The organism is Actinoallomurus oryzae (genome assembly GCF_039541955.1).
GTDB lineage: Bacteria > Actinomycetota > Actinomycetes > Streptosporangiales > Streptosporangiaceae > Actinoallomurus > Actinoallomurus oryzae.
The window spans coordinates 323957-337750 of sequence record NZ_BAABHF010000025.1; the positions used below are offsets into that span (position 1 = coordinate 323957).

10 protein-coding genes are annotated in these 13794 nt (G+C 70.8%); 7 read left to right on the plus strand and 3 right to left on the minus strand.

Annotated elements, in window-relative coordinates; translation table 11 throughout:
- Positions 1–59: 59 nt before the first annotated feature.
- Positions 60–671, minus strand: coding sequence for a DUF4352 domain-containing protein (locus tag ABEA10_RS25160; RefSeq protein ID WP_345468059.1), 612 nt, complete (start codon positions 669–671; stop codon positions 60–62).
- Positions 672–975: 304 nt separating this feature from the next.
- Positions 976–1323 (minus strand): PaaI family thioesterase, encoded by a 348-nt coding sequence (locus ABEA10_RS25165; RefSeq protein WP_329262431.1) that lies wholly within the window; start codon positions 1321–1323, stop codon positions 976–978.
- A 138-nt stretch (positions 1324–1461) separates the two neighbouring features.
- Between ABEA10_RS25165 and polA the strand changes: the two genes are divergently transcribed.
- The 6 genes from polA (at position 1462) to coaE (ending at position 10284) form a co-directional block, all read left to right on the plus strand.
- Positions 1462–4149, plus strand: coding sequence for a DNA polymerase I (polA, locus tag ABEA10_RS25170; protein ID WP_345468224.1), 2688 nt, complete (start codon positions 1462–1464; stop codon positions 4147–4149).
- A gap of 250 nt (positions 4150–4399) precedes the next feature.
- A complete protein-coding gene (locus tag ABEA10_RS25175) occupies positions 4400–5503 on the plus strand; it encodes a polysaccharide deacetylase family protein (protein WP_345468061.1) in 1104 nt (367 codons plus the stop codon).
- A 206-nt stretch (positions 5504–5709) separates the two neighbouring features.
- The gene (rpsA, locus tag ABEA10_RS25180; protein ID WP_329258580.1) at positions 5710–7179 is read left to right on the plus strand and encodes a 30S ribosomal protein S1; all 1470 of its coding nucleotides are present in this window, start codon (positions 5710–5712) and stop codon (positions 7177–7179) included.
- A gap of 20 nt (positions 7180–7199) precedes the next feature.
- Positions 7200–9182: an endonuclease/exonuclease/phosphatase gene (locus ABEA10_RS25185; protein WP_345468064.1), complete on the plus strand. Its 1983-nt coding sequence runs from the start codon at positions 7200–7202 to the stop codon at positions 9180–9182.
- Positions 9183–9188: 6 nt separating this feature from the next.
- Entirely contained in the window at positions 9189–9674 is a 486-nt protein-coding gene (locus ABEA10_RS25190) for a GNAT family N-acetyltransferase (protein ID WP_345468066.1), read from the plus strand.
- A 13-nt stretch (positions 9675–9687) separates the two neighbouring features.
- Complete coding sequence (gene coaE, locus ABEA10_RS25195; protein ID WP_345468068.1) at positions 9688–10284, plus strand: dephospho-CoA kinase; 597 nt, start codon at positions 9688–9690, stop codon at positions 10282–10284.
- Between the two features lie 290 nt (positions 10285–10574).
- On the opposite strand, the gene ABEA10_RS25200 is transcribed toward coaE, so the two are convergent.
- Positions 10575–11402: a glycerophosphodiester phosphodiesterase gene (locus tag ABEA10_RS25200; RefSeq protein WP_345468070.1), complete on the minus strand. Its 828-nt coding sequence runs from the start codon at positions 11400–11402 to the stop codon at positions 10575–10577.
- 191 nt (positions 11403–11593) lie between these two features.
- Here ABEA10_RS25200 and uvrB point away from each other — a divergent pair, with 191 nt between their 5' ends.
- Positions 11594–13702, plus strand: a complete 2109-nt coding sequence (uvrB, locus tag ABEA10_RS25205) for an excinuclease ABC subunit UvrB (RefSeq protein ID WP_345468072.1) — start codon at positions 11594–11596, stop codon at positions 13700–13702.
- The last annotated feature ends 92 nt before the right edge of the window (positions 13703–13794 follow it).

Sequence of the window (13794 nt, forward strand, 5' to 3'; positions counted from 1 at the left end):
CGGACAGGGAACGCGCACCACGCGCTCCCTGTCCGCGCGGGCCGCCGTTTTTCAGGCCGTTACTTCAGGAGGATGTCGACGGGGTTCCTGGTGCCGGCGACCGGGGCGCCCTTGAGCTGGTCGCCCAGCAGGGACGATGAGGGGTCGCCGAAGACGCGCAGCGCGCGGACGGCCGCCGTCCGCGGAACGTCGAACCACAGGTCGAAGGCGCACAGCTCGCGGGAGGCGATGGACTGGGTGCCGGAGACCCCGCGGGAGATCTGCATGGCGTCGGTGCTCGGGCCGTACGTCCTGCCGTCCGCCGTGACGAGGAGTTGCCGGCCGGGGTCGAAGTCGTGGCGTTCGCGGCCGTTGTTCACCATGAGGATCCGGACCGTGACGTACCGGCCGTGCGGGATCCAGCTCCCGTGTGAGCCGATGACCTCGCCGAGCCGGGTACGGACGCCGATGGCGGTGTAGCTGACCTCGCCGATCGTGGCGGTACGGCCGGACAGCGGGCTCTCGCCGTCGGCCACGGGCTGTGGCGGGATCTTGTAGTGGCGGTTGGACGAGCCGCATCCGGTGAGCGTGAGGGCGGAGGCGAGCAGGGCCGCCGCGGCCCGCGAGGAGGCCGTCTTCGCCGTTCGCCGTGGTCTCGGCGCGTCGCGGCGGCAGGTGCTGGATCGGTGCACAGCGCGACCGTAGACGAGCGCGCGCCGCCCCGGACGGGCTTCGCCGAATCGCGATCAAGATGCGATGAGCCCGGAGCGCCTTTGGTGCCGTGCCGCCGGTGAACCCATGCAGGCCTTCCCCGGCCCTGCACAGGCCCGGCGGTACGTTTTCTACTCAGCGCTCCGGGCTCTTACGGTGCAACGGTAGCGAGACTGGTGCGATGCGTGCAAAGTCTGGGGCATACCCGTTGGGCCTCGATCGGAAACGATTCGGCCACGAACGACGAACCCGCAGGTCACCGGCTGGTGGCCGGGACGAAGAAATTTACCGCTGATCGCGGATCGCACACGTGAGGCGCGCGGTGCAGACCCGGCGGTCGCGGTCGTCGCTGATGACGATCTCGTAGCTGGCGAGCGTACGGCCGCCGTGCAGCCGGGTCGCGACGCCGGTGACGTACCCCTCCGTGGCCGACCGGTGGTGGCTCGCGCTGATCTCGATGCCCATCGCGATGCGGTCGGGTCCGGCGTGCAGGGCCGAGCCGACCGAGCCGATGGTCTCGGCGAGGACGCAGGACGCGCCGCCGTGCAGGACGCCGTACGGCTGGGTGTTGCCCTTGACCGGCATCCGGGCGACGACGCGTTCGGCCGACGCCTCGATGATCTCGATTCCCATCGATTTGGCGAGTCCTTCGAACGCGTTCAGGTCGAGCTCGCCCGGCGCCACCGCGCTCGCGTCGTCCACGAAACCTCCCATGACCTTCTCGGCCTGCTCTGTTTTGTCCTAGGCGAAGGCTAGGCTGCCTGCGTGGTGATGACGGAAGCGACCCCTGAAACTCCCCGCCTGCTGCTCATGGACGGGCACTCGCTCGCGTACCGGGCGTTCTTCGCCCTGCCGATCGAGAACTTCTCGACGACGACGGGCCAGCCGACCAACGCCGTGTACGGCTTCACGTCCATGTTGATCAACGTCCTGCGGGACGAGGGGCCCACCCATGTGGCGGTGTGCTTCGACCGGAGCGAGCCGACGTTCCGCCACGAGACCTACGTCGAGTACAAGGCGAACCGGCGTGAGACGCCGGATGACTTCCGCAGCCAGATCAGCCTGATCTTCGAGGTGCTCGACGCGCTGCGCATCCCGCGGCTGTCGGTGGCCGGGTACGAGGCCGACGACCTGATCGCGACGCTGGCCACCCAGGCCGTCGCGCAGGAGATGGAGGTCTCGATCGTCACCGGCGACCGCGACGCCTTCCAGCTCGTCGGCGAGCACTGCACGGTGCTCTACCCGCGCAAGGGCGTGTCCGACCTGGCGCGCATGACGCCGGCGGCGGTCGAGGAGAAGTACGGCGTGCCGCCCGAGCGGCACCGGGAGCTGGCCGCGCTGGTGGGGGAGACCAGCGACAACCTGCCCGGCGTCCCGGGGGTCGGGCCCAAGACCGCGGCCAAGTGGCTCACCAAGTACGGCGGCCTGGACGAGCTGGTCGCGCACGTCGACGAGATCACCGGCAAGGCCGGGGCGAACCTCCGCGAGCACCTCGGCGACGTGCTGCGCAACCAGCAGATCAACAAACTCGACTGCGAGGTGCCGCTCGACCGGGGGCCCGCCGACCTCACGCTGGGCCAGTGGGACCGCGACGAGATCCACACGCTGTTCGACACGCTGCAGTTCCGGGTGCTGCGCGAGCGGCTCTACGCGACGCTGTCGGCGGTCGAGCCGGAGGCCGAGGAGGGGTTCGAGGTCGAGATGGCCCGGCCCGGTCCCGGCGAGGTGGCCGCGTGGCTGGCCGAGCACGCGAGCGGCGCCGGGCGCGTCGGCGTCGCGGTGACCGGCACGTGGGGGCGCGGCACCGGCGACGTCACCGGCATCGCGCTGGCCACCCAGGCCGGCGTGGGCGCGTTCATCGACCCGGTGGAGCTGCCCGAGGAGGACGAGCGGGCGCTGGCCGCGTGGCTGGCCGACCCCAAGCAGGCCAAGGCCATGCACGACGCGAAGGGGCCGATGCTGGCGTTCGCGGCGCGGGGCATGGAGCTCGACGGGCTGACCAGCGACACGGCCCTGGCCGCCTACCTGGCCCTGCCGGGGCAGCGGTCGTTCGACCTGGGCGACCTGGTGCTGCGTTACCTCCACCGCGAGCTGCGCAAGGAGGCCGACGACAGCGGCCAGCTCACCCTCGACGGCTCCGGCGAGCAGGAGGCCGCCTACGACCTGGTCGTCCGTGCCCGCGCGGTGGTGGACCTGGCCGAGGCGCTCGACGCGGACCTGGAGCGGCGCGGCGCGGTGACGCTACTGCGCGACGTGGAGATGCCGCTCGTGGATGTCCTGGCGGGCATGGAGCGCCTGGGCATCGCCCTCGACATCGACTACCTGGCGCGGCTGTCGGCGACGTTCGGCGGTGAGGTCAAGGCGGTCGAGGAGGCCGCGTGGGAGTCGATCGGTCGCGAGTTCAACCTCGGTTCGCCCAAGCAGATCCAGCAGATCCTCTTCGACGAGCTGGGGCTGCCCAAGACGCGCCGCACCAAGACCGGCTACACCACCGACTCCGAGGCGCTGACCAACCTCTACGCCCAGACCGCGCACCCGGTGCTGGAGGCGCTGCTGCGCCACCGTGAGGTGGCCAAGCTCAAGAGCATGGTCGACTCGCTGATCCCGATGGCCGACGACCACCGGCGCATCCACACGACGTTCGGGCAGATGGTGGCGGCGACGGGGCGGCTGTCCTCGGCCGACCCCAACCTGCAGAACATCCCGATCCGCACGGCCGAGGGCCGCCAGATCCGCGAGGGCTTCGTGGTCGGCGACGGGTTCGCGTGCCTGCTGACCGCCGACTACAGCCAGATCGAGCTGCGGATCATGGCGCACCTGTCCGAGGACGCGGCGCTGATCGACGCGTTCGGGTCGGGCATCGACTTCCACACGGTCACGGCGTCGCGCGTGTTCGACCTGCCGGCCGAGCAGATCGACGGTGAGCTGCGGTCGCGGATCAAGGCGATGAACTACGGCCTGGCGTACGGCCTGTCGGCGTTCGGCCTGGCCCAGCAGCTGCGCATCACGCCGGACGAGGCCCGCGGGCTGATGGAGGAATACTTCGAGCAGTTCGGCGGCGTCCGCGACTACCTGCGCGACATCGTGGCCCAGGCCCGCCAGGACGGCTACACCGAGACCATCATGGGCCGCCGCCGCTACCTGCCCGACCTGACGTCGGACAACCGCCAGCGCCGCGAGATGGCCGAGCGCATGGCGCTCAACGCCCCGATCCAGGGTTCGGCGGCCGACATCATCAAGGTCGCCATGCTGCGGGTCGACCGCGCGATCCGCGACACGGGCCTGCGCTCCCGCATGCTGCTGCAGGTCCACGACGAACTGATCTTCGAGGTGGCCGAGGGAGAGCTGGTAACCCTGCGAGAGCTGGTGGCCCGCGAGATGGGCGCCGCGTACGACCTGCGGGTGCCGCTGGAGGTCTCGATGGGCACGGGCCGCACCTGGCACGAGGCCGGCCACTGACCCCTCCGGCCACTGACCCCTCCGGCCACCGACCTCTCCGGCCGCCGGGGGCGGCGCCCGCGGCGGCCGGCGTGATGGGCGGAAAGCGGCGATCTCCTGGGCCATGACCCGGCGGAGTCAGGGCGGAGTTTTCTCGCCGTAATTCAGAGCTTCGCCGTAGGTAGCCGAGCGATTACATGATCGTGGTAGCGGGAAACAACCCTGAGCAGGCTCTTGTGGGCACCGCGTGCAGGATCGCTAGGGGACAACCGTGCCGCACCTTGACAAACTGGCCGCCGCTTTGATCGTGATCGCCGTCGTGGTGGGCTTCGTGGCCCCCCGCGACCGGCACGGCGGCGGGTCTCCCGGCGCCAATCCGGCCGCGGGCGGCGCGGTCCACGCGGCGTCGTCCAAGGCCGCCGCCGCGCCGCGCAAGGCGCAGAAGAAGAAGGCGCCGTTCAACATGGCCAAGGCGGCAGCGGCGGCCCGCGCGGCCGGCGCGAACGAGCTCGGCATGGTCCCGATCCTGATGATCCACCGGGTGATGGCCAAGCCGCAGGTCTCGCTCGACCGCTCGACCAAGGAGCTGTACGACGAGTTCACCGGCCTGGCCAAGCAGGGCTATGTGCCGGTCACCGCGGCGGAGTTCGTCAAGGGCCAGATCAACATCCCGGCGGGCAGGCATCCCGTCGTGCTGACCTTCGACGACGGGTCGATCACGCATGCCGACTTCGACGGTTCCGGAAACCCCAAGCCCGACACGGCGATCGGGGTGATCCAGCGGGTGGCGAAGGAGAATCCCGGGTTCCGGCCGGTCGCGACGTTCTTCGTGAACCGCGACCCGTTCTACGGCGGCTCCAAGCCGGGCGTGGAGACGATGCGGTGGCTGGTCCGCAACGGGTACGAGATCGCGAACCACACGACCAACCACAAGGACATGCGCAAGATGAGCCACGACGAGGTGGCCAAGGAGATCGGTACCGACGAGCAGATGATCGAAAGTGCCACGGGCAAGGCGGCGACCACCTTCGCGTTCCCGTTCGGCTCGCTGTCTCAGGCGCACCTGGACTGGGCCCAGCGCGGCACCAAGCCGGTGCCGTGGAACTTCCAGGGCATGTTCCTGGCCGGGTGGAAGCCGGCCGACTCGCCGTACGCCGGCTCGTTCGACCCGCGCCAGATCCCGCGGATCCGCGACAAGGGGAAGGTCAAGGAAGATGACTGCCAGCGATACTGCTCGACGGCGTGGCTGGAGTGGCTGGCCAAGAACCCCGACAAGCGTTACACCTCCGACGGGAACCCGGCCACGATCGCCTTCCCGCAGGATAAGATGATCTACCTCTACACGCGTTACAAGGAGTGGGCCTGCCCCTACTGACCACTCTTGAGATTGACCGCTGCCCATGGCCTCCCATATCCTGATCGCTGCGCTGTGGGCCTGTGCGCGCCTCGGACAGAGCAGGCTCGCGCTCGGTCAAGTCGACATCGGTCTGGTCAAACCGCCGGTTCATCGGCAGGGACGATAACTGGCCCTCCGCGCAACACAGGCAACTACGCATGTCCGTATCCGGAGCCATCCCACACATGACGAGCAGCACCGAGGCCACCTCGAGTACCCCGCAGGTAGCGGTCAATGACATCGGGTCCGAGGAAGCCTTCCTCGCGGCGATCGACGAGACCATCAAGTACTTCAACGACGGCGACATTGTCGAGGGCACTGTCGTCAAGGTCGACCGAGACGAGGTCTTGCTCGACATCGGCTACAAGACCGAGGGCGTCATCCCCTCGCGTGAGCTGTCCATCAAGCACGATGTCGACCCGAACGAGGTCGTCAAGGTCGGTGATCACGTCGAGGCCCTGGTTCTCCAGAAGGAGGACAAGGAAGGTCGCCTCATCCTGTCCAAGAAGCGCGCCCAGTACGAGCGCGCCTGGGGCACGATCGAGAAGATCAAGGACGAGGATGGCATCGTCACCGGCACGGTCATCGAGGTCGTCAAGGGCGGCCTGATCCTCGACATCGGGCTGCGCGGCTTCCTTCCCGCGTCCCTGGTGGAGATGCGCCGCGTGCGCGACCTTCAGCCGTACGTCGGGCGCGAGCTCGAAGCCAAGATCATCGAGCTGGACAAGAACCGCAACAACGTGGTCCTGTCCCGCCGTGCCTGGCTGGAGCAGACCCAGAGCGAGGTCCGCCAGACCTTCCTCAACACCCTCCAGAAGGGCCAGGTCCGTAAGGGCGTCGTGTCCAGCATCGTCAACTTCGGTGCGTTCGTGGACCTCGGCGGCGTCGACGGTCTGGTGCACGTGTCCGAGCTGTCCTGGAAGCACATCGACCACCCGTCCGAGGTCGTCGAGGTGGGCCAGGAGGTCACCGTCGAGGTCCTCGACGTGGACATGGAGCGCGAGCGGGTCTCCCTGTCGCTCAAGGCGACGCAGGAGGACCCCTGGCAGCAGTTCGCCCGCACCCACCAGATCGGCCAGGTCGTGCCGGGCCGCGTCACCAAGCTGGTGCCGTTCGGCGCGTTCGTCCGGGTCGAGGAGGGCATCGAGGGCCTGGTGCACATCTCCGAGCTGGCCGAGCGCCACGTGGAGATCCCCGAGCAGGTCGTCCAGGTCGGCGACGAGATCTTCGTGAAGATCATCGACATCGACCTCGACCGGCGTCGCATCAGCCTCTCGCTGAAGCAGGCCAACGAGGGCGGCGGCACGTTCACCGACGAGGAGTTCGACCCGACGCTCTACGGCATGCCGGCCGAGTACGACGAGCAGGGCAACTACAAGTACCCCGAGGGCTTCGACTCCGAGACCGGAGACTGGCTCGAGGGCTTCGACCAGCAGCGTGAGACGTGGGAGCGGCAGTACGCCGAGGCGCGTGCCCGTTTCGACGCCCACAAGAAGCAGGTCGAGGAGGCGCGCAAGGCCGAGGCCGAGGCGGCCGGTCCGCAGTCGTACAACACCGAGGACCAGTCCGGCGGTGGCGGCGACGCAGGCGGCGCGCTGGCGTCCGACGAGGCCCTCGCGGCCCTGCGCGAGAAGCTGTCCGGCGGCCAGGAGTAAGCGGAGCAAAATAACCGCATATGGTCGATTCCGACACACGCGTACGTCCCGGGGGTCCCGCCGCATCGGCGGGGCCCCCGGTCGTTCCGCAGGAGTTCTCCCGCATCCTTCTGATCGCGGTGACCATCGCCGTCCTGACCGAGGTGCTGCGGGCCGCGTTCCCCTCATTCGGCCACTTCGCGACGGTCTCCGGCGCGGTGACCGCGACCGCGGCGATCCTGATCGTCAGCCTGGCCGGCTTCCTGGCGCCCGTGGCGCGCGCCGTGGCCGGGCCACGCGGCCTGCTGGTGGCCGGCGTCGGCGGCCTGCTCGCCGTACGGCTCGCCGTTCAGGCGCTGCCGGCCGCGCTGTGGCCGGATCTGGCCGGGGCCGCGTTCGGCATGCTCGCTCTGACCGCCCTGTACGAGACGGCGCGTGGCCTGTCCGGCACCGGGTTCGCGGTGGCGGTGGTCGGCGGGCTGACCGGCGACACCGCGCTGTCCCTGGCCTTCGGCACCTGGGATCCGGCGGCCCGCGGCGGCGTCCTGCCGTGGCTGGCCTGCGTGATCATCGTCGGGGCCGGAGCGTTCGCCCTCGTGCGGCAGGTGCGGGTCCCGCCGATCGAGGCGCCCGCGATCGGCTGGCGTGACGCGCTCGGCGCCGCGGCGCTCGGGCCGTTCCTGGCGCTGCAGATCCTCGTGCTGGCCAGCCCGGCGTTCGCGGCCTCCAGTGGATGGCTGTCCCTGCCGGTCGCCGGCGCGGTCGTGCTCGCCGCACAGGCCCTCACGCTGGCGTTCCTGTCCTCCGGCCTGGCCGTCGCGGCCGTACCCGGCGGCGTGTGCGTGTTCGGCGGCGCCCTGCTGGGCGTCGGCGCGGGCGCGGTGACCGGGCGGTACGGGCTGACCGGCGTGGTCGCCGTCGCGGTCGTCGTCGCGGGCCAGGTGCTGTCGGCGTGGCTGCTCGCGGTCGCCTGCCGGGTGCCGCTGCGCCGCGGCGGCTACCGTGGCCGTCGCGCGGCCGGGGCCGATGGGGCTTCCGTGGCCGCTGGGGCGGCGGCGCGCCCGCGCGACCTGGGCGGGCCGGCCTGGCGCATCGACCTGGGTGTGGCGGTGGGCGGCCTGCTCGCCGCCCTGGTCCTCCTGTCGTACCAGGCGCACTACGCCGAGCCGCTCCCGCTGCCGAACAAGGTGCTGCCCGGCGCGGCCGGCATCGTCCTCGGCCTGCTCTCGGCGATCGCGGCGGCGCGCGGCGGCCCGCTTCCGGCGCGGTCGTGGGCGCGTGCGCTCGGTGCCGGCGGCGGTGCGCTGCTGCTGCTCGTCGTGCCGGCCGCGTACGCGGTGACCGCCCCGGAGACCTCGCGTGCGGCCGCGCAGCCCGGCACGTTCCGGCTCGCGGCCTACGACATCGACCAGGCCGTCGACGCCGACGGGCGGCTCGACCCGGAGGCGGTCGCCCGCACCATCGAGGCGCAGCACGCCGACGTGGTCGCGCTGCAGTCCGTCGGCCGCGGCTGGCCGCTGTCGGGGACCGCCGACGTCGGTTCCTGGCTGGCCCGCAGGCTCGGCATGCGGCTCGTGTGGGGGCCGGCCGCCGACCAGCAGTTCGGCAACGCCGTGCTGTCGCGGCTCCCGGTGAAGGCCAGCGGCACCGGCCGGCTGCCCGTGGGCGCCGGACCACAGGCGCGCGGCTACGTCTGGGCGCGGATCGACGCCGGCGGCGGCCGTACGGCGGACGTGTGGTCGGTGGACGTCCAGCACGGCGCCGACCGCACCCGCACCCGGCTCGCCGAGATCGCCGGCCTGCTCCAGGCGTGGAGCGGCGCCCCGCACACGGTGATCGCCGGGAACCTGGACGCGGCGAGCGGACGGCCGGAGGCGAACCGGATCACCGGGCAGGGCGACCTGCGCGCCGCCGGCGGTGACGCCGTCGTCTCCGTCTTCGGCACCGGCGACCTGGGGTTCGGTGACACCGTCACGGGGCCGCACCGGTCGGTGCTGGCGGCCACCGTACGGGTCGTAGGCTGAGCGCTCATGGACGGTGTGCGGATCGAGCGGGCCGACGTGGCGGACGCGGGGGAGATCCTCACGCTCCAGCGCGCCGCGTACGTGACCGAGGCGCAGTTGCACGGCGACCCGTTCCTGCCGCCGCTGGTCGAGTCGATCGACCAGGTGCGCGAGATGATCAACGGTTCGCTCGTGCTGAAGGCCGTGGCCGGCACGCGCATCGCCGGGTCCGTACGCGGCCGGTTCAACGACCGGACCTGCCTGATCGGCCGGCTCGTCGTCGCCCCCGACCTGCAGGGCCGGGGCATCGGCCGCGCGCTGATGGGCGCCCTGGAGGAGGAGGCGGCCGGGCAGGCCGACGCCTGCGTGCTGTTCACCGGCCACCTGAGTGAGACGAATCTGCGGCTCTACCGGCGTCTGGGGTACGGCGAGACGCATCGGGAGCGGGTCGCCGACCACCTGATGCTCGTCCACATGCGCAAGAGCCTCGTGGCCGTGAAGAGCGCCGAGTGAGTACTCTCGGCACGTGCTGAGAGTGGGATTGACCGGCGGCATCGGCTCGGGCAAGAGCGAGGTGTCGCGGCGGCTGGTGGCGCTCGGCGCCGTCCTGGTCGACGCCGACGCGGTCGCGCGCGAGGTGGTCGAGCCCGGCACGCCCGGCCTGGCCGCGGTCGTGGAGGAGTTCGGAGAGCAGGTCCTGCTGCCGGGCGGAGGATTGGACCGCGAACGGCTGGGCGCGATCGTGTTCGCCGACGACGCCCGCCGCGAGCGCCTCAACGCGATCGTGCACCCGCTCGTCGGGCGGCGGATGCAGGAGCTGGTCGACGACGCCCCCGCGGACGCCATCGTGATCTACGACGTGCCGCTGCTCACCGAGAACGACCTGGCCGGCCTGTACGACCTCGTGGTCGTCGTGGACGCCCCGGTCGAGGAGCAGGTGCGACGCCTCACGGAGCTGCGCGGCATGAGCGAGGAGGCGGCCCGCGCCCGCATCGCCGCCCAGGCCACCCGCGAGCGGCGGCGCGCGATCGCCGACCGGGTCATCGACAACTCCGGCACGCTGGAGTCGCTTCTCGCCCAGGTCGACGACCTGTGGGCCGACCTGACCCGCCGAGCCGCCTGACCGTTCCGGCGGGGCCGGCGTACGGGTCTTCGAGCCGGGGCCCCGCTCCGGTTCGCACCGCGGACCTGAGGCTCCAGCTCCGGCGGCTGATACGCGAGCCGTGCTCACCCGAGCCGTGTCGTGCGCGGGGGTCCACGCCGCCTGCCCCGGCTCCGCTCTCCGGCGCCGCTGTGCGGCGCTCAGAGCGCTTTTGCCGCGTTGTCGCCGGTCGGTCGCCCCGAACACCGAGTCGGCCGTCTTCACCGCCTGGACGCGTCCTGCGGCCCGTCGCTCATCGTGAGCCGCCCCGGTCAGTGCGGCACGGCCTCGGGGCGGTTGCTGACGATCCCGTCGACCCTGTCGTCGATCAGCCGCCGCATGGTCGCCGGGCTGTCGGCGACCCAGGCGAAGACCTTCATGTGCTGGGCGTGCACCGCGCGTACGTAGGCGGCGCTGACGGTGTCGTAGCGGGGGTTGACGTAGCCGGCGTAGCGGGCGACGCCGGGCAGCTGCCGGGTCGTGGGCGTGCCGATCACGCCGGTGGGCACCGAGGGGAGCAGCCGGTGGAAGCTCTCCACCGAGGGCCAGTCGAAGCTCTGCACGACCGTGCGGTCCGGGAGCAGCCAGTCGGGCTGGGCGCGCAGCACCTGCGCGACGCGCCCGGTCATGCCCGGGTAGAGCGCGGGATTCTTGAGCTCCAGGAGCAGCTTCATGTCGCTGCCCTCCATGTCGCGCAGCGTCTCGACGAGCGTGGGGACGCGTTCGCCCGCGTAGCGGGCCGAGAACCACGAACCGGCGTCGAGCCGCTTGATCTGGGCGAGTGTGAAGTCGCCGACCCGCCACGGTGACCGGCCCGGGAAGACCTTCTCGGCGTCGGTCGTACGGCTCAGCGTCGCGTCGTGCATGATGATCGGCACGTGGTCGCGCGTCTCCTGCACGTCGAGCTCGAAATAGTCGGCGTTCGCGGCCCTGGCCTCGTAGAAGGAGGCCAGGGTGTTCTCCGGGGCGTGCGCGGAGGCGCCCCGATGCGCGATGTCGGCCACGCCCGCTCCGGCCGGTTGCCGCGTGGCCGGGGCGAACGCCATGCCGGCGTAGGTGAGGGGCAGGGCCGAGACGAGGGCGGCGATGCGGTGGGCCATGGCGACCTCCGGCGACGGTTTAACGGAGCGTGACGTTTCGATTACTCTACGGTGACGGCAGGGGAGTCCGCGACAGCGCCACCGGAATGTCACCGGCGGGTCGTACGGTTGACATACACGGACGGCCAGGGGGAGCCGCCCGCCTCGCCGCCCCTCTGGGCGGCGACCACAGACTCACCGGAGGAAACAGCGTGCGGCCTGTCACCGATCTTCAGCGCAAGGTGGCGCCCTTCGAGGTCGTCACCGAAATGAATCCGTCCGGCGACCAGCCGCAGGCGATCGGCGAGCTGGAGCAGCGGGTCAAGCGGGGCGACAAGGACGCGGTGCTCCTGGGCGCCACCGGCACCGGCAAGACCGCGACCGTGGCCTGGCTGATCGAGAAGGTCCAGCGCCCGACGCTGGTCATGCAGCCGAACAAGACGCTCGCCGCGCAGTTCGCCAACGAGTTGCGCGAGATGCTGCCGAACAACGCGGTCGAATACTTCGTCTCGTACTACGACTACTACCAGCCCGAGGCGTACGTCCCGCAGACCGACACCTACATCGAGAAGGACTCCTCGATCAACGACGAGGTGGAGCGGCTGCGGCACTCGGCGACCAACTCGCTGCTGACGCGCCGCGACACCATCGTGGTCGCGTCGGTGTCGTGCATCTACGGCCTGGGCACCCCGCAGGAGTACGTCGACCGCATGGTGCGGCTGCGGGTCGGTGATGAGATCGAGCGCGACGAGCTGCTGCGGCGCCTGGTGGGCATGCAGTACGCCCGCAACGACCTGGCGTTCACGCGCGGCACGTTCCGGGTGCGCGGCGACACGGTCGAGATCATTCCGCAGTACGAGGAGCTCGCCGTCCGCATCGAGATGTTCGGCGACGAGATCGAGAAGCTCGCGACCCTGCACCCGCTGACCGGCGAGGTCGTCACCGAGGACGAGGAGCTCTACATCTTCCCGGCCTCGCACTACGTCGCCGGCCCCGAGCGGATGGAACGGGCGATCAGGGGCATCGAGCAGGAGCTCGAGGAGCGTCTGGGCGAGCTGGAGCGGCACGGCAAGCTGCTGGAGGCCCAGCGGCTACGGATGCGCACGACGTACGACATCGAGATGATGCGTCAGGTCGGCACCTGCTCCGGCATCGAGAACTACTCCCGCCACATCGACGGCCGTGGTCCCGGCACGCCGCCCAACACCCTGCTCGACTACTTCCCCGAGGACTTCCTCCTCGTGATCGACGAGTCGCACCAGACGACGCCGCAGATCGGCGCGATGTACGAGGGCGACATGTCGCGTAAGCGCACGCTGGTGGAGCACGGGTTCCGGCTGCCGAGCGCGCAGGACAACCGGCCGCTGAAGTGGGAGGAGTTCCTCGAGCGGATCGGCCAGACGATCTACCTGTCGGCGACGCCCGGGCCGTACGAGCTGGGGCGCGTCAAGGGCGACGTGGTCGAGCAGGTGATCCGCCCGACCGGCCTGGTCGACCCGGAGGTGGTCATCAAGCCGACCAAGGGGCAGATCGACGACCTGGTCCACGAGATCCGCGAGCGGGCCGACCGCGACGAGCGGGTCCTGGTCACGACGCTGACCAAGAAGATGGCCGAGGACCTGACCGACTACCTCCTGGAGCTGGGCATCCGGGTGCGCTACCTGCACAGCGAGGTCGACACGCTGCGCCGGGTGGAGCTGCTGCGCGAGCTGCGGCTGGGCGAGTTCGACGTGCTGGTCGGCATCAACCTGCTCCGTGAGGGCCTCGACCTGCCCGAGGTGTCGCTGGTGTCGATCCTCGACGCCGACAAGGAGGGCTTCCTGCGGTCGGAGACGTCGCTGATCCAGACGATCGGCCGTGCCGCGCGTAACGTGTCCGGCCAGGTCCACATGTACGCCGACAAGGTCACTCCCTCGATGGAGCGCGCGATCGACGAGACCAACCGCCGCCGCGCCAAGCAGATGGCCTACAACGAGGCGAACGGCATCGAGCCCACCGCGCTCCGCAAGAAGATCGCCGACATCCTCGACATGCTGGCCCGCGAGGACGCCGACACCGAGGAGCTCATCGGCGCCGGCCGCCAGCAGAGCCGCGGCAAGGCCCCCGTCCCGGGCCTGTCCGCCAAGCGCACGGGCCGCCACGCCGCCGACCTGGTCGGCGAACACCCCCGCGAGGACATGGAGTCCCTGATCGACCAGATGACCCAGCAGATGCACCACGCGGCCGAAGAACTCCAGTTCGAGGTCGCCGCACGCCTCCGCGACGAGATCAAGGAACTCAAGCGCGAACTCCGCGACATGAAGGAAGCCGGCGTCAAGTAGCCCGCGACGACCACCCGACGCCCGCCCACCCCGGCGGCGTCGGGTAGGGGCGAGGGGCGCCAGGGATAACGATCGTCCGCGCAGTCGGCTCG

What these genes read in the sequence shown, in the direction of transcription:
- ABEA10_RS25165 (WP_329262431.1), bottom strand. Translation starts at nt 1,323, where the DNA reads ATGGGAATCGAGATCATCGAGGCGTCGGCCGAACGCGTCGTCGCCCGG.
- ABEA10_RS25190 (WP_345468066.1), top strand. Translation starts at nt 9,189, where the DNA reads ATGGACGGTGTGCGGATCGAGCGGGCCGACGTGGCGGACGCGGGGGAG.
- rpsA (WP_329258580.1), top strand. Translation starts at nt 5,710, where the DNA reads ATGACGAGCAGCACCGAGGCCACCTCGAGTACCCCGCAGGTAGCGGTC.
- ABEA10_RS25185 (WP_345468064.1), top strand. Translation starts at nt 7,200, where the DNA reads ATGGTCGATTCCGACACACGCGTACGTCCCGGGGGTCCCGCCGCATCG.
- ABEA10_RS25200 (WP_345468070.1), bottom strand. Translation starts at nt 11,402, where the DNA reads ATGGCCCACCGCATCGCCGCCCTCGTCTCGGCCCTGCCCCTCACCTAC.
- polA (WP_345468224.1), top strand. Translation starts at nt 1,462, where the DNA reads ATGACGGAAGCGACCCCTGAAACTCCCCGCCTGCTGCTCATGGACGGG.